We start from the raw sequence: 16,459 nt of genomic DNA on the forward strand, positions 1-16,459 counted from the left end.
GAGGTGAAATTTATAGTTATTTCAAATAAGAACGAGACACTAGGCGACACAATAAGTACGAATAATTTCATCAAGGGGTGTCCCCACAGGAGCATACATTCTGGCTCTCTTTAATGCACTAAAATCATGTTCGATATCATTTAAATCAGGAGAGTATTTTGGCAAAAACACTACCTGATGACCTGCTTCCTCTACCAGTTGTCTAATCACTGTCTTCCGATGAATTGGTGCATTATCCATAATTAATACTGATGTTATGGCTAGAGAGGGCAATAAATATAAAGATAACCACCCTTCAAAACCTTCGGCATTCAGGCTTCTTGTAAATACCATCGGGGCAATAAAGTCTTTTTTTCCCTTTCTTCTCCCGGCCACAAGGTTCTCTCTTTTTCCTCGTTTTCCTTGTCTATCTCCCAATACTTTCTTACCTTTTTTTGACCAGGCATAAAGGCAGGCTTGAAATTCTTCAAACCCTGACTCATCAATGAATACAAGGCTTTCACTTCCATATGTTTTAATCAATTCTCTCAGCACTCTGTAGTATTTCATTCTTTCTTCTCGGTTTCTTTCTCTATAACGAAGTTCCTTCTTTTTTCTGGTAATTTTCATTTTTTTTAAGGCATAGCAAATGGCACTTGGTCTCACTCCAAACTTCTCGGCTCTGTCTCTTAATCTTGCCTCGGGATTTTCTTGGACATCTTTTGACAGTGCTTTCCAGTCCAGCTTTCTCTGACGGTGTTTTACCTTTGTTGCTTCCAGTTTTTCCCTACCTAGCCATCTATATATCGTCGCTCTTCCTATATTAAATAGAGCGGCGGCTTTGGTTATGCTTCCCCCATTCTCTACATAATCGATTACTTTTTTTCTCAAGTCTAGGCTATAAGACATTTTTCTATATGGGTTGCTCGTTTCTCTTTATTTTACCTTATTTTTCCCTCGTCTCACACTTATTTGAAATGACTATATTTCGTTAATCTTAACCCGATTCAAGGAAAAGAGCAAGCAGGAACTAGACCAGTTTTAGTATTATCTATTGATGTTATCAATCAGTTACCCTTAGTGGTGATGGTAGTGGTGGGGACGAAAGGAGAAAATATTCGCCAAGATTATCCGACTAATGTTCGCGTTTCGACTGATGAAAGTGGGCTTCCTTTAGAAACAGTCTTTCTTGGTTTTCAAATTCGTTCAATTGATAAAAATCGCTTCCCCTCGGCACCAGTTGGGAAACTATCCGAAGAAAAAATGCAAGAAATTGAAACGGCAGTCCGATATTGCCTAGGATTGTAAGGAGATTTTATATTTTTGGTACGGCGTTTATATTGATGGCGCTCCACATCGTAGCCAGATCAATGACTTCAGTAACTACGGCAGTTACGGACCATTCACCGATGATGGCCACCAGATTGATCGCGCCCAAACCCTTACAGTTCATCGGGGTTGATACCCAGTGATCTTAGTCTTTCCGCTAGTCGTTGTGCTTTTTGTTCCGCTTCCTCTTTGGCTAAACGTTCTTGTTGGGCATTCAAACGTTCTTGTTGGGCATTCAAACGTTCTTGAGCGGCGATGGCCGCCGCTGCCCTTGCCCTTTCCTCTGCGGTTAAATAGCGATTTCCCGATTGATCATACCAATAAAGCCATTCTCGCACCCAAGCGATATGTTCTCCCTGCTCATATCCCAACGCTAACCCGATTTCTGGCAACCATACCCGATTATTTTCCGGCTCTAAAAGCTCGTATTTCCCCGCTATAAGCTTATAAACCTCTAATCTCTCTCTATTTTTAAACCTTCCCCTTCTACCGCTCAAGGGATTGTAAATGGCGTAATAGAGAATGCCTAGGGTTTGATAATCCGCTAACTTTCCCTCATATTCCCCATTATATTTCTCAGAAATCACTTCCAGGGCCAATATCGGCATAATATAAGCTTCTTCCCAGAGAACATAGCTTAATCTTCCCCTTTCGCCGGTATCGTGTTTGACTCCAATGGCTAAAAATCCATCGGGTATGATCGCCGGTTCGTCGGGATTGTAATAAACTCCCATATCGACACCAAAATACCAGTCGTCCCGCCCCATCCAAATAAATGCTAATAAACTAAGTAATAGATTGGGAATGTCGTTCTGTAACTGGTTATCCACGGGTGTTTCGTCAGAACAGGGTAATTCTTCAGCGCTGGGAAGAAGGCGATTTTTATTGTAGGAAAGGTTAACCATAGCGATTGTTTTGACTAGGGAAATTACCAAGTATTCGGTTGAAAGTCGGCATCATTAATAATGGCCACCGTATCCCCGGAGGGTTTAATCACAAATAGACCTTTTTTATCAGCGTATCGAACGATCCCCTCGTTAATTTCAATACCGGCGACTGCACCGTAAGCTCGATAGTTTTGATAATGGGGAAAAGCGATTTTAAAGCGAGTCAATTTTTCGATAAATTCATCTACATCATCTTGAGATAATCGAGATTTACATTCCACCACCACGAGATCGGTATCATCGACGGCTAGGATATCAATTTCCATGGCGATGCCTTGACGTTTGACTCTAGCGCGGGGATAAACTTCCTTAATATCAAGGCCTTTTTCCTGAAAAAGCCGTAAAACCGCCGGTTCTACCAATTCTTCCACAAATCGACCCCAGCGAGTGGTGAGACTATCTACCGCTTTGCTGGTTCGTTCAACCGTCCGTTTCAGTTCTGCCATCGAGCGATCGCTTTCTAGTTTAGATTCGGCGAGGAGGTTCTCTATTTCGACTCTATGGCGATCATATTCCGCCTTGGATTGGGCAGCCCGGCGATCATATTCCGCCTTGGATTCGGCGGCCCGGCGATCATATTCCTCGGCGGAGGCGCGGAATAGCTGGTAAATATCCTCAAGAGTTACCGGTTCACTCATAGACTTGCCTCTAAAACACCCCTGATCATTTTAGCGATTCCGTCGAAAAGCCGGACGAGAGCCAGAGAGCAAAACGGCCAGAAATATTAAGAATTATGTAAAAGACTTGACAAATGTGCGGGGGGGTAGAATATGTATGGAATTTACAACGCTCAAAGAGCTTAATTTTAGATGAAACTAAGTAGGGCTGGCTGAATAATGGTAAAACCCTTTTAAAATAAGGCTTTTGACCTGTTAAAATCCGATGTTAGTGCAAGAATATAGGATTGAGACCTTCAAATCTGCCTTCTGCCTGCTTCAATTTCTCTGACAACGCTCGAATTGAGGAATAAAAATGAACATCAAGTTTTCACCTGTTCCTGTTGAAGACCGAGAAAGGGGAAGAAACGGTAATTGTTACAACCCACTTTCCGCACTTCTTAACATTCAATTGATAATTTTTACTAATATATTGCTGACAACCCTTTGCCAGTAAGGATTATAGCTACAATCATGGATTTTTATCAAGGTGAAGAATTGTAAATTTTTTTCTCAGAAAAAATCAATTATTGAAAATGTTCTCAATAGTAGTTTCTACAATCAAGGTTTTTTGTCAAAACATCTTGGGGAATGTAAAAATATATAAAAGTATATGAAGATGTGCGGAATGTCGGTTTTTATTATAGGAAAGGTTAACCATAGCTCCTGCAAGCGTGGTGTTTGATTGATGACAATTCTAGCAGATAGCATCAATGCGCTTTGACCAAGGCAGTCCTTTCACCGATAACTATATCGCTCAACTTCCGCGAGAATGCTAATATAAAAAAGCTATTGGCTAATTTTTTCCTATTTTAACTTGCAATATGCTCCCGTCTAATCTCGATCGCATCGTCGAACGCCTCAAACGTCGTACCGATCCTAAGCAAAAATACGAACAATTACTAGCTTTTGCTAAAAAACTAGAACCAATACCAGAATCTGCCAAAATACCCGCCAATAAAGTTCATGGCTGTGTATCCCAAGTTTATATCACCGCCGACCTCGAAAATGGCCAGGTTTGGTACAAAGGCGATTCCGATGCGCAATTAGTCAAGGGTTTAGTTGCTTTGTTAATCGAGGGGTTAAATGGACTGACTCCCACAGAAATCCTGCAAGTCACCCCGGATTTTATCGAAGAAACCGGTTTAAAAGTCAGTCTTACTCCTTCCCGCGCCAACGGCTTTTATAATATTTTCCAATTAATGCAGAAAAAAGCTCTCGGTTTTCAGTTGGGAATGTCCGCTTAGATGCCTAGTTTTCCGGTTCCGGCTCCTTTGATTCGGGAATCTCGCAGTTTTGGAAACGAGTATCCACCAGCGAACGCGTACAGCCCCAATTACTCGGTATTCCCGACGGCCAACCCATCCGCAAAGCTTCCGGACAGATGGCCATCACCGTTAACTGACAGTCAATTAACTGAAAACCCTCTTTCTCACACTGTTTGAGACTGTGTTTGAGGATAGAATCATTGTTAAATTCGATGGTTTTATTGCACTGAATACAGACCAAATGATGATGGTGGTGGGGATAGGGTTGATTGAGTTCGTAGTGTTTATGACCTTCGGCCAATTCCAACTCCCGCAAAATTCCCATCCGCGACATCAGTTTAACACTGCGGTAAATTGTCGATAAACTAATTCCTTCCCCCCTTTTGTCCAGCAATTCCTGCAATTCTTCGGCACTGAGATGATTGCCTTTCGGTAAATTCTGGAAAACGTGCAGAATTTTCTCTCGCTGGGGAGTTAAGCGCCACCCCCGCGCGTTGAGTTCCGCTTTCAGGGAGGAAGCAGTGTAGGCAGACATAAGCGATCAACTCTCAATAAAAGCTATTTAATTGACAATGATAGTCGTTTCGGCGAGCCATTGGCAACAATTTTAAGTAGTTGAAAATTCTCCCCACACTCAAGTATGAAAAATTACTATGAAATCCTGCAAATTCCCCGTCATGCCAGTAATAATCAGATAAAAGCCGCTTTTCGTCGTCTGGCCCGGCAATATCACCCCGATTATAATCCCGATGATCCGGAGGCAGTGACAAAATTTCGGGAAATTGAACAAGCTTATCGGGTTTTGAGCGATAAAGAGCAAAGAAAAGAGTATGATCGCAGTTTATCCCCGGAAATACCCACTTTTCACCGCAGTGCTGAGGATTTTTATCAACAGGGATGGCACCACGCTCAAGAGAGAAATTATCAACTAGCGATCGCATTTTACCAGCAAGCGATCGCAATTAATCCGCAATTTTGGCAGGCCTATCTGCAACGGGCGGAAGTTTACTACCATAATCAGCAGGATAGGCAAGTTTTAAGCGATTGTCGGCAAGTTTTGCAGTTAAAACCCGATTGTTCCCAAGCTTACTATTACCTCGGTTTATCCCGTCAACGACTCGGTTACACCCAATCCTCCCTAGAAGCTTATGGAAAAGCGATCGCCATTGACCCAGATAACCCCCAATTCTATTATCAAAGGGGATTGGCTCTAGAGGAACTCTCGGAACTGCCAGCAGCACGAAAAGATTTACAAATAGCGGCCAAGAAATTTAAGCAACGGGGAAATTTTCGCCGCTATCATGCCATTGAAAATAAATTAAGAGACCCTCGGAAAATTTATCGACAACAGCAATCGATCAAGTGGTCAAAAACTATTTTTATTGTTTTTAATTTGCTGAAAATCTCTTGCTCATCTTTGCTCAAACCCAAGACCGGTTTAGCAGAGGCTTTTTTAAAGCTTAACCGTAATCAGGCTTTAGCTACGGGGGTATTGGCAGCAATCATCAGCAGTTTTTTCATCGCTTTGACTTGGCAAAACTGGACAGTTAAATCCGATTTTTTACTGTTATTAGGCTGGGCAGTATTTCCTTTTATTATTCTGACTTTATCTAGTTGGTTGGGCAGAAAATTAAGTAATGAATATGGTAGTATCGCTGGCGATATATTTTTAGGTGGCTTGATAATTTTGCCCTTTTCCCTCGTCATTTTGCTCACTTCCTATTTATCCATAAATGGCGATATTGTCGGCGCAATTATCGGTGTAACGGGGGGTTATCTAACTGGAATGCTCTACTATAGTTATCGCCATTTATCCAATATTTCTTGGCCGATCTCTTTACTTTTACTCCCTTTTGTGCTAGGTTTTCTCACGGTTAATATCTGGGGAGTTTATTATTATCTCTAAATCTTCTGGGGTATTACAGTTAAATAAAATCTCGGAATTATCGATGATTAATTCCTCCACCACAGCGACATTTAACCATTTTTGAAAAGAAGTTCCCCCTTGCTGAATATAACTCTGCAAAGATGCTAAACAACGACGATGATAAAAAGCACAGAGAGGCTCCCAACGCTCACCGCAGCGGGGAACGAAAGCGATGGCATTTTCTGGTACAGTGGCTAATAATCTTGACCATTCTTGAATAATTGAGGACCTTAGTAAAGGTAAATCGCAAGGGAGTAATAAAACCCAATCGGTTGATACAAAAGTTAATCCCAAGGCAAAGGCCAATAAAGGCCCCCTACTGGGGAGAGGTTCCTTGATTATTTGACAGTATTGGGGAATGATAAGTTCATAACGTTCTGGCCAAGGCGTAATCACAGACACTTGTACGGCACAATTTTGGGCAATTAAACAGATATTTTCCAGAAAAGAGACACCCTGAAAAGATAACAAAGCTTTATCTCGTCCCATCCTGGAACTTTGACCACCAGCCAGAATTAACGCCGTTAAAGCGGGAAAATCACTCATCGAAAATTTTGGGTCTGAAACCCCGTCGTTCTACGACGGCTTTACCGTTAAATACTAGCGCATTTACCAAATATATGCTAAAATGTGAGACATGGAAAAAGCCTATTGGTTTCGATTTTACCCCACACCCGAACAAGAGTCGCTATTGCGGCGCACTTTGGGCTGTGTAAGATTAGTTTACAATAAAGCTCTCCATGTCAGAACACAAGCATGGTACGAAAGACAAGAAAGAGTAGGATATGCTGAAACCTCTTCAATGCTAACCGAGTGGAAAAAGCAAGAAGAATTAGACTTTCTCAATGGAGTAAGCTGTGTACCTTTACAACAAGGGTTAAGACATTTACAAACAGCTTTTACCAATTTCTTTGCTGGTCGTACTAAGTATCCCAACTTTAAGAAAAAACATCAAGGAGGAAGTGCCGAATTTACCAAATCTGCTTTTAAGTTCAAAGACAAACAAATCTATTTAGCTAAATGCACAGAACCTTTACCTATTCGATGGTCAAGACAAATCCCAGAAAGCTGTGAACCAAGCACAGTAACAGTCAGATTACATCCTTCTGGACGTTGGCATATCTCAATTAGATTTGATGACCCAACAATTAAGCCTTTACCAGTAATAGATAAAGCCATCGGAATTGACTTAGGAATTAGTAGCCTTGTGATTACCAGCGATGGCGATAAAGTGTCTAATCCTAAGCATTTTAAAAAGCATTATCGGAGACTGCGAAAAGCACAAAAAAATCTTTCTAGAAAACAGAAAGGGTCAAAGAATCGAGAAAAGGCGAGAATCAAAGTAGCCAAAATTCACGCCCAAATTACTGATAGTAGAAAAGACCATTTACACAAGCTAACCACTCAATTAGTTCGTGAAAACCAAACGATTGTGGTTGAGAATTTAGCCGTCAAGAATCTGGTCAAAAACCCGAAATTATCTCAGGCAATATCTGACGTTAGTTGGGGAGAAATAACTCGACAATTAGCCTATAAATGCCGTTGGTATGGGAGAAATTACATCGAAATAGATAGATGGTTTCCTAGTTCTAAGCGGTGTAGTAATTGCGGGTATATTGCTGAGAAAATGCCGTTAAATATTCGAGAATGGGACTGTCCAGACTGTGGGACACACCATGACCGAGATATTAACGCCAGTAAAAATATTTTGGCCGCAGGGCTTGCGGTGTCAGTCTGTAGAGCGACCATAAGACCAGAACAGAGTAAATCTGTTAAGGCAGGTGCGGAACCCCGCAAGGGAAAGAAGCAGAAACCTAAATCGTGAGGTTTGGGAATCACCGTCCGTTTTACGGCGGTGAGGATGTCAAAATAACCAGTTCTATCGGACAAATACCATGATTAATCACGATCCTTTCGGCGATCGCAAATTAGAGCGCCTGCAATTAATGTTATATCTAATCCCCTTTCTAGGAGTGATTCCCTCCGCTTGGACATGGTATCGAGGAGAAGGAAAGGGAAAAGAAGGGCAAATTAGTCGCTTATCCTTGAATTTAACGCTAGGATGGCTACTTTTTTACGCTTTCCTCTGGACTGGGTCCACTTTCAGCGACCAAACCTTGAGTTTTCGCTTTTTATACTTAAACGGTTTATTAACCTCTGCTTATATTCTCCTCTGCCTAGGAATTATCTTCAAAGTTTGGCGGCAAAAATAAATAGCTAGGCAGTCAACTTGATTCTTTTGGCCAAGTCAAGGCCAAATCCCCTGAATAGGAATCTAGCCAACTTGCTCAAATCTATGCTAGTCTCTTGATACTTAATATTAATATCTTCATAAACAAGCACTAGATGAATTCCAATTTAATCAAAGTTCCCTTTGTCGATTTAACTTGGCAAAATCAGCCCCTACAAGCAAAAATTACCGAAGCAATCCAAACAGTTATCGACCGGGGAGATTTTGTTTTAGGCCAAGCTTTAGCCGAATTTGAAACCGCCTTTGCCCAAGCTTGCGGAGTCGAGTATGCTGTGGGAGTAGCTTCTGGCACTGCCGCTCTTGCCCTGGCTTTACAAGCTTACGGCATCGGTGCCGGGGATGAAGTGCTAGTACCCGCTAATACCTTTGTCGCCACCCTCATGGGTGTTATTCAAGCGGGAGCCAAACCGATTTTAGTTGATTGTCACCTCGATACGGCCCTAATTGACCTCGCAGCGGCTGCCCAAAGAATTACCCCCAACACCCGCGCCATTCTCCCAGTACACCTGTACGGACAGATGGTGTCCCCCCAACAATTACAGGATTTTGCCCGCAGCTATAATCTGATTATCTTTGAAGATGCGGCCCAGGCCCATTTAGCCAGTAGAGGAGGTTATCGCGCCGGCAGTGTCGGTGTAGCGGCCGGGTTTAGTTTTTATCCCAGTAAAAATTTAGGTGCTTTTGGCAATGGCGGAATGTTAGTGAGCAATGATCGCGAAATTAGCCAAAAAGCCCGCAGTTTAAGAAATTATGGCGCACCGAGCAAGTATTTCCACACCGATATCGGCACTAATAGCCGTTTGGATAGCATACAAGCCGCCATTTTAAACGTTAAATTACCCCATCTGGAAAGCTGGAATCGCTCCCGTCATCGAGCGGCAAGACAATACGACAGGCTTTTGGCTCCTTTAGCCGATAAAGGCATTTTACCCGTACGAGACGAAACCGAGACTGGTCATGTCTATCATCTCTACGTTATTCGCATTCTCCCCCATTGTTCCGTTGAGCGCCAACAACTACAAGAACAATTAACTGCCGTCGGAATTCAAACCGGCATTCATTATCCGATTCCTTGTCATCTGCAACCGGCCTATCGCTACCTGGGTTATCAACAGGGAGACTTTCCTCATGCAGAGAGCCTCTGTGAAGAAATTGTCTCTCTCCCCATGTACCCCGGCATCAGCGAGGAGCAAATTGACATCGTGGTTGAACAGATCACTGCGATCATCGGGTAACATAAATTCAGAATTTGTCACTAAATCGCTCTGTCCTATGGGTATTAGTCCTTCCCTATCCCCCGTCTCCCACAAAAATCGGCAATCTTGGCTGATTATCGGTTTCTTGGCGGTTATCTATGGTCCGGTGATCTTTCACTGGTACGATGGTTGGCTGAATAAATCGATCGGCATCGAACACGAATACTTTAGCCACGGCTTGATTGGCCTTCCCTACGCCGCCTATATTGTCTGGCAGAATCGTAAAAAATGGCAACGCCTCGAAGATCGCTCCCACCCCCTCGGAGCGTTTTTGTTAACCCTAGGAGCGATTTTTTATCTCCTCGGTTCCTCTCTTTGGGTTAGTATGTCTTTCCCGATTATTTTAGCGGGAATCTGTCTCTGGTTAAAAGGAACGGAAGGTTTTAAATTACAGGGATTTCCCCTACTTTTAACAGCTTTAGCGACTCCTAATCCCATACCCTACCTGATCACTCCCTATACCCTACCCCTACAGGTTTTTATTGCCGCTTGCTCTGGTTTTATTCTCCAGCAAGCCGGCTTAGATGTCTCCGTTGACGGTGTCTATATAGCGGTGGAAGGTAGGATGGTGGAAGTCGCTCCCTACTGTGCGGGGCTGAAAATGTTATTTACCAGTCTTTACGTCACGCTGCTGCTGCTCCATTGGACTAATACCATCGAAAACGGTCGCAAAACCCGCTTTATGCTCCTCAGTGCCTTGGGAATTAGTATCGGGGCTAATATCATTCGTAATGCGCTTTTAGCTTGGTTTCACGGCACAGGACAAGAGGAAAACTTTAAATTACTCCACGATAGCTGGGGGGGTGATTTATACTCCGTCTTGATGTTATTACTCATCCTTTTGGTCTTCCAAATCATGCAGTATCGCGAGGCGGTCAAGAAACAGTCCCTAGCTCAAGGGGAAAGTAACCAGGATGATTAGTCAAAAAATTCCAGCCGAGGTAACTTTAGTGTTAGATAAAGTCAAAAAAAAGCTCCCGGGTAATTATTTACTGCTGTTGTGCCTGCTGCTGCTGTTGATTTTAGGCGGTATCCTGCCCAATTTAATTTCTGGCCATTGGTCTTGGGTGGAGCAACCGAGAATCGCTAATATTCAGAAAATGCGGGTCATCCAAAAATCAGGAATCGAGTTGTCTGACCTGAAAACCATCGACCAGAGCCAAGCCCAAATCGGTGAGGGACAATGGTCGGTACAAGTAGTGGAAAGTCCCGATGGCAAGAGGATCACCGTGCTTTTAAAGCCACAGGTCTACTATAAAAATCAACCAGGGTTAGAATGGTCGGATATCAATTCGATTAGTCGTTGGCATCAGGGAGAAACAACCGAGCTATTAATACCCACCCAGTCGGGAGGAAAGGCCACGGCTCGCTTCTATCGTGCCTGGACACAAAATACTTTTGCCGTGGTGCAATGGTATGCTTGGCTAGGTGGTGGTCATTACGATCCCTCGGTGTGGTATTGGCTTGACCAATGGGCGCAATTAAAAAGACAGAGAGTACCTTGGATAGCCGTTTCCTTGCTGATTCCCTTAGACCCGACGAAAGAACTGCAAACTCTCACTCCCTTTGCTCTCAGTCTCGCCAGCGAAGTTCAAAGTCACTTAGAACAAAATGTCTTAAATCAATTAACTTCTCTCCCTGAGACCAAAAAAGAAAAGTAATTTGGCAGCAGCCAACCATCTCTTTAAAAAAACTAGCTCAAGGCACTTTTCTAGTCCTTAATAGCTTCTTTGTTCCTCCCCCACTAGATAAACTCCCAGAAAATAAATTGATAGATCTGTATGATTCCACCAATGCACAACAAGTTTTTGCCAGTTAATTTATCCAGAACCGGGGCTATAGCCTTATCAGGGTTGAGTCTGACAGGGTTCTTATGGGTAATTCACTCCGAGAGCCTCAAGGCCCAGGGTCCTTTGTCCATACCCCAGACTCAACCGGGAGCCGGGTTGGAATTTTTGCCCCCCCAACCCCCTAATCCCACCTTTCCCGAAAACACGATTCCACCCACCGGCTACAGTCCACCGGTTTACTCTCCCAATAATCGCCAATCCCGACAAATTCAGGCCTATCGACTTGATATCGGCGATCAAATTACTGTCTCGGTTCCCGATTTTCCCGAATTTAATTCCACGGGGCCAGTGGATCCCGATGGTAATTTTCTGGTGCCGATTTTAGGGCGTATTCCTGTGCTGGGCTTGACTTTAGACGAAGTACAAACTAAAATCCGCCTCGAATTGGGGCGAAAATACTTGCGGGAGGAACCGGAAGTGATTGCGGTTTTAACCACTGCCCGTCCCGTCCAGTTAACCATTCTGGGAGAGGTACAGCGACCGGGGTTTTATAATGTTGCGCCTAATACTCCCCTAGCGCAGGTACTTTTAGCGGCGGGGGGTGGCACTCCCAGAGCCGATCTGCGTTCGATCGTTGTCCGTCGGGTTTTAGTCGATGGTACAGTATTAGAGGAGAAACTTGACCTTTATACTCCCTTAATTAAAGGAGACCGCTTGCCAGATCTGCGTCTGCAAGGGGGCGATGCCGTGATTGTTTCCAAGTTAGAAGTAGGCCAAGAAACGGGATATAATCGCACCCTAGTGGCTAGAACCACCCTCACCCAGCAGAATATCACTATCAGGGTTTTAGCTCCCTTAGTTCCTTCGGGAATTGCCCTGAGAAATGTTTCGATTCCCAATGGCAGTACCTTCCTCGATGTGGTGGCTAGTTTACCAGTTTCCGATCGCCTGCGGATTAATGTCAATGAAGTGTCCCTGCTACGTTTTGACAGTGCCAAAGGGGGAATTGTTAGTCAAACTTTGAGTCCGATAGCGGCAGTTAGGGGAGATATCTCCCAAAATGTTCCCTTAGAAGATCAAGACGTAATTATTGTCACCCGCACCCTATTAGGGGAAATTTTCGCCGCTTTTAATATTATTACCCAACCCATCCGGGATATTACCAGTTTTACCAATACAATTCTCAACCTTAGCAATCAATTCGATAACTTCCAATAATTGAGGGGCAACTCGCTCGTCTCACTCCTTAAGACAACTTCATAAGCTAGGATTTCGAGGCCAAGAATAACTCTTGACCGCTAAAATGGAAAAAATCTGGGAATATATTAAAAAGCTATGGCTCTACCAATTGTTAAACGATTTCTCATCTCGCTAGATCAGAACAAATTTGTGGGAATATTCGTCTTCCTCGTCTGTTTAGGCGGTTCTGTGATCTTTGCTTTCCTACCCGATCCTGAGAAACCCCCCACCTTTTATCGGGCGGTGGGACAATTGGCCTACCGGGTGCCGCCGCCGGCTTTTACCAGTACAGGAACCCAACTGCAAGAACAAGGGCGGGCTATTGATCGCGATTTACTGCTGTCTCCCCGGGTATTGGTCAATGCGGCCAGAAAATTGCAATTTAATCCGGAACAGATGGTTAAAATTCGCGATCAAGATTTAAAAATCACCTTCCCTGGTGAAGTGGAGGGACAAAAAAATAATAGCAATCGATCTCGAGAAACCGACCAACCCCAAGAGGTACTTTTAGAGTTAACGGCCGACTCCCAGGCCAAGGCGGAGTTAATTCTCGAAACCTTGATGAAGGAAATGGTGGAATACAGTCGCTGGCTGAATACATCCCAGTTACGCGCCCGCATAGAAGCTCTCAGTGTCCGACTCAAAGAAGTCCAAAAAGATTTAACCAGAGCCGAAGAAAAGTTTTATCGCTACATTAGTACCCAGGGTTCAGATTTATTGGCGATTCAAGACGGGAGTTTATTCACCGCTATCACCAGCAGTCAACAGCAACAGCGAGAAATTCGCCTAGAACTGCAAGGTATTCAAGGACAAATTGATAGTCTGAGTAAACAACTCGATTTAACCCCCGATCAAGCTTACACCTCCTCGGCCCTTAGTGCCGACCCGATTATTGCCAGTATCCGAGGGCAGATCTTGGACACGGAAGCCCAATTGGAGCGACTAGAGAAGGATTTACGTCCCGAACATCCCACCGTCGTTAAATTACGCAAACAACAGCAAGTTAACGAATCTCTCTTACAAAAAAGAGCCGCCGAGGTGATCGGAAAAGATGGCGTTCTTACCGCTCTTCCCAGCAGTCGCATCCGTCAGCAAAGTAATCTCGATGCCACTCGTCAACAACTAGCGGCTCAATTAGTCACCCTGCAAACCCAGCGTGAGGGTTTAACGAAACAATTAGAATCCTTGGTGACTCAGGAACAGCAATTACGCTCCCAATACGAGAAATTCCCCGATAAACAGCTACAGCAAGCTCGTTTAACCCAAGCCGTCGCCTTTCAACGGGGTATCTACGAGAATATTCTCAATGCTCTGGTGGATGCTCAGGCCGCAGAAGCGGAAACCGTGGGTAGTCTCACTGTCGCCCAACCACCGGTTGCTCGACAGGTCGAACAGGTGTTTCACCGCAAGAATCGTCTCTTAATTCTCTTGGCGGGTGCTGGTTTGGGAACTTTAGCTGGATTGGGTACGATTCTGCTGTTAGCAGTGATCGATGATCGCCTGCACAGTCCCCAAGAATTGCGGGAAGCTTTGGTTAGTCGGGATATCCTGCTCTTGGGACAATTGCCCATTGTCCGGAATTTAGAGGGCGAGGAAATCGAGCCGATTCTCGCCGATGCTAATGCCAATTATCTCCCCTACTACGAACGTTTACGCAGTACCCTGCGACGTATTGGCAGCGGCGAAATGGTGAAAGTGGTTATTGTCACCAGTATTACTGGCGGAGAAGGTAAAACCGCCACTGCCTATAATCTGGCGATCGCAGCGGCTTTAGCGGGCCGACGGACTCTGTTAGTAGAAGGAGATCTGAGAAGTCCTTCTAAGGCCGAAGAAATCGGAGTCATTCCCGATCCTAATTCTTTCCGAGAACCCCTACTTTACTACGGGGCAAAAAGTAAATCGATCCGGCTGGCCCCAAATATTGAAAACCTTTCCATTTTGCCTAGTCCCGGTCCGCAAAAACAAGCGGCAGCTATCATTGAATCGAGCGAATTACAATTAATTCTCAAAGATTCTCGCGGCCGTTTCGATCTGGTGATTGTGGATACTCCTTCTCTGTCTAGCTGTAATGATGCGCTGCTCTTAGAAGAACTAGCGGATGGGATTATTCTGGTAACGCGCCCAGCCATAACTCGTTCTAGTCTCCTGAGTGAAGCAACTGACCAGTTAACGGAAGCGGAAGTGAAAATTTTAGGGGCGGTGATTAACTACGTCGATATTACACCGACTATCAACACCGCCGAAACGGAACTGCCGCCTTTAATGGTTCCCCCACTACAGGAAAAAACAGAGATAGAGGAAGTGAAAGTGGAGGTGTAAATGGGGTTATATTTGACAAAATCTTCGGGCTCGATCGAATTGTGGTTCTTGCCAAGAAAAAGCAAAATGACTGATACTATCTATGGTGGGAAAAGCAATGCGAATCGCTGCCATTTGCACTTCTAAGGAGGGACGATTGTTATAGGGTTGTCCCCATAAACCGGCTAAAGCTGGGATAACAGGAGTTTGATTTCCCCTGCTTTCCACTACTCTTTTGATCTGATTAACTACACAGGTAGTATCGTTACAATTAGCGTAGGACATGGGATGCCATTCTAGGGAAGCGGGAAAACTATCCCAAGCTTGTAAACGGGAATCAAAACCTTGATTACCCACAAGACGATTTCCATCGGGAAAAAACACTGCCCCGGCAGGAATTCCCTGACGTTCTACTAGGGTAGAAAAATAACTAATATAATCAATGATACCCTGGGCAGCATGGGCAACCGCTAGGAACCAAAGTTCTAGTTTCAGGCGATCAAAACGACTTTTAACTGATTGTTTCATCTCCTCTTCTAAAGGTATTCTTCCTTGCCAAAGAGGGGCGGTTTCTTGGGGATAAAGGCGATCGGCTTCAACTATATCATCAGGGGAAATTTTGCCACGAGTCAGATAGCGATCGATTAAAAATTTGCCCTTATTATTTAATGCTCGATTAATTAAAGCTTGTCGGGATGAGGGACTAAAAATCCATAAATCTTTGACATCATCAGCAACGGAATCGACTCCCGTTCCTCTGGGATAGCGAATATAATCAAATAAAACTCCATCGGGACGACGTTGTAAAATGGCTTCTAGGAGAATTAAATAATCCTGTCGCGCTTGATTGCTGTAGGGATCGACAAAAGTTTGGGATCGATCATCGACAAAAGAGGTGCTATCTTGTCCTTTACCATTGCGTGCTAACACCTCCTGTCGCTCGGGTTTTAAGCTATAAGCATAGCCAAAATTGAGGCTAAATAACCAAGCATAAACCTTTAAACCGCGTTTATGTCCCTGTTTGATCGCTTCTGCTAATAAATCCACATTTCCGGCACTGGGATTTTTAATGACGCTATCCCAAACGGTGGGATTATTGTGAGGAGGTAATAAGACTTGACCATCGGCAAAAACTTCCAGATAAACTGTATTATAACCTTTGGCCACGATGCGATCAAGGATACTTTCGAGCGATCCGGGACGGGTATCACAGGAGTAGAGACGTAACCAGATCGCCTGTTCCTGTAACCAGTGTCGGGAACGACAAAAGCGCAATTGTTCAGCATATTTCTGCAATAAAATGTTATATTCTCGGGTCGAAGTTTGACGCAGATTTTCTTGTTGTTTGATTTCTGATTCGGACAGTTGACAATTATCATTGACAGCGAGACTAGAGTTAATCCCGAGAGGGCTACTCCAGAGGATTGTAGCGAGGAAACAAGATAGCGATCGCAGATAATTAACTTTCTTTAACATAGTTGTTCACAGCGTTTGCTATTTTTTATTGTTTTTATTTTCA

15 protein-coding genes and 1 pseudogene are annotated in these 16,459 nt (G+C 44.0%); 10 read left to right on the forward strand and 6 right to left on the reverse strand.

Going from position 1 to position 16,459, the window contains the following annotated elements; translation table 11 throughout:
- Positions 1-39: 39 nt before the first annotated feature.
- Positions 40-888, reverse strand: a complete 849-nt coding sequence (locus GQR42_RS14835; protein ID WP_158199409.1) for an IS630 family transposase — start codon at positions 886-888, stop codon at positions 40-42.
- Positions 889-975: 87 nt separating this feature from the next.
- Here GQR42_RS14835 and GQR42_RS14840 point away from each other — a divergent pair.
- Positions 976-1,287: pseudogene (locus tag GQR42_RS14840) on the forward strand (type II toxin-antitoxin system PemK/MazF family toxin); the annotation flags it as partial.
- Positions 1,288-1,421: 134 nt separating this feature from the next.
- Here GQR42_RS14840 and GQR42_RS14845 read toward each other — a convergent pair.
- Both GQR42_RS14845 and GQR42_RS14850 read right to left on the reverse strand, forming a co-directional pair.
- A complete protein-coding gene (locus GQR42_RS14845; RefSeq protein WP_158200535.1) occupies positions 1,422-2,213 on the reverse strand; it encodes a Uma2 family endonuclease in 792 nt (263 codons plus the stop codon).
- Positions 2,214-2,236: 23 nt separating this feature from the next.
- A complete protein-coding gene (locus tag GQR42_RS14850) occupies positions 2,237-2,893 on the reverse strand; it encodes a YraN family protein (RefSeq protein WP_158200536.1) in 657 nt (218 codons plus the stop codon).
- Between the two features lie 842 nt (positions 2,894-3,735).
- Between GQR42_RS14850 and GQR42_RS14855 the strand changes: the two genes are divergently transcribed.
- Positions 3,736-4,158 carry a SufE family protein gene (locus GQR42_RS14855; protein ID WP_046663438.1) on the forward strand — a complete coding sequence of 141 codons (423 nt, stop codon included), beginning with the start codon at positions 3,736-3,738 and terminating at the stop codon, positions 4,156-4,158.
- Positions 4,159-4,162: 4 nt separating this feature from the next.
- On the opposite strand, the gene GQR42_RS14860 is transcribed toward GQR42_RS14855, so the two are convergent.
- The gene (locus GQR42_RS14860; RefSeq protein WP_002737956.1) at positions 4,163-4,714 is read right to left on the reverse strand and encodes a transcriptional repressor; all 552 of its coding nucleotides are present in this window, start codon (positions 4,712-4,714) and stop codon (positions 4,163-4,165) included.
- A 105-nt stretch (positions 4,715-4,819) separates the two neighbouring features.
- On the opposite strand from GQR42_RS14860, the gene GQR42_RS14865 reads away from it, so the two are divergent.
- The gene (locus GQR42_RS14865) at positions 4,820-6,085 is read left to right on the forward strand and encodes a J domain-containing protein (protein WP_158200537.1); all 1,266 of its coding nucleotides are present in this window, start codon (positions 4,820-4,822) and stop codon (positions 6,083-6,085) included.
- On the opposite strand, the gene GQR42_RS14870 is transcribed toward GQR42_RS14865, so the two are convergent.
- On the reverse strand, positions 6,038-6,652 hold the full coding sequence (locus tag GQR42_RS14870) for a molybdenum cofactor guanylyltransferase (protein WP_158200538.1): 615 nt from the start codon (positions 6,650-6,652) through the stop codon (positions 6,038-6,040). The two genes, GQR42_RS14865 and GQR42_RS14870, sit on opposite strands and share 48 nt — an antisense overlap.
- A 91-nt stretch (positions 6,653-6,743) precedes the next feature.
- Here GQR42_RS14870 and GQR42_RS14875 point away from each other — a divergent pair, with 91 nt between their 5' ends.
- The 7 genes from GQR42_RS14875 to GQR42_RS14905 all read left to right on the forward strand — a co-directional run bounded on the left by GQR42_RS14875 (position 6,744) and on the right by GQR42_RS14905 (position 14,961).
- Positions 6,744-7,931, forward strand: a complete 1,188-nt coding sequence (locus tag GQR42_RS14875; RefSeq protein WP_158200539.1) for an RNA-guided endonuclease InsQ/TnpB family protein — start codon at positions 6,744-6,746, stop codon at positions 7,929-7,931.
- Between the two features lie 70 nt (positions 7,932-8,001).
- On the forward strand, positions 8,002-8,319 hold the full coding sequence (locus GQR42_RS14880) for a hypothetical protein (RefSeq protein ID WP_158200540.1): 318 nt from the start codon (positions 8,002-8,004) through the stop codon (positions 8,317-8,319).
- Between the two features lie 133 nt (positions 8,320-8,452).
- On the forward strand, positions 8,453-9,592 hold the full coding sequence (locus tag GQR42_RS14885; RefSeq protein WP_158200541.1) for a DegT/DnrJ/EryC1/StrS family aminotransferase: 1,140 nt from the start codon (positions 8,453-8,455) through the stop codon (positions 9,590-9,592).
- Positions 9,593-9,629: 37 nt separating this feature from the next.
- The gene (gene crtB / locus GQR42_RS14890) at positions 9,630-10,535 is read left to right on the forward strand and encodes a cyanoexosortase B (protein ID WP_158200542.1); all 906 of its coding nucleotides are present in this window, start codon (positions 9,630-9,632) and stop codon (positions 10,533-10,535) included.
- Positions 10,528-11,274, forward strand: coding sequence for a cyanoexosortase B system-associated protein (locus GQR42_RS14895; RefSeq protein ID WP_158200543.1), 747 nt, complete (start codon positions 10,528-10,530; stop codon positions 11,272-11,274). Before crtB ends, GQR42_RS14895 begins: the two co-directional genes overlap by 8 nt.
- A gap of 132 nt (positions 11,275-11,406) precedes the next feature.
- Positions 11,407-12,621, forward strand: a complete 1,215-nt coding sequence (locus GQR42_RS14900; RefSeq protein WP_158200544.1) for a polysaccharide biosynthesis/export family protein — start codon at positions 11,407-11,409, stop codon at positions 12,619-12,621.
- A 117-nt stretch (positions 12,622-12,738) separates the two neighbouring features.
- Positions 12,739-14,961 carry a GumC family protein gene (locus GQR42_RS14905; RefSeq protein ID WP_158200545.1) on the forward strand — a complete coding sequence of 741 codons (2,223 nt, stop codon included), beginning with the start codon at positions 12,739-12,741 and terminating at the stop codon, positions 14,959-14,961.
- A 6-nt stretch (positions 14,962-14,967) separates the two neighbouring features.
- On the opposite strand, the gene GQR42_RS14910 is transcribed toward GQR42_RS14905, so the two are convergent.
- Entirely contained in the window at positions 14,968-16,416 is a 1,449-nt protein-coding gene (locus tag GQR42_RS14910) for a family 10 glycosylhydrolase (RefSeq protein ID WP_158200546.1), read from the reverse strand.
- Between the last annotated feature and the right edge of the window lie 43 nt (positions 16,417-16,459).

Source organism: Microcystis aeruginosa FD4 (assembly GCF_009792235.1).
GTDB classification, from domain to species: Bacteria; Cyanobacteriota; Cyanobacteriia; order Cyanobacteriales; family Microcystaceae; genus Microcystis; species Microcystis viridis.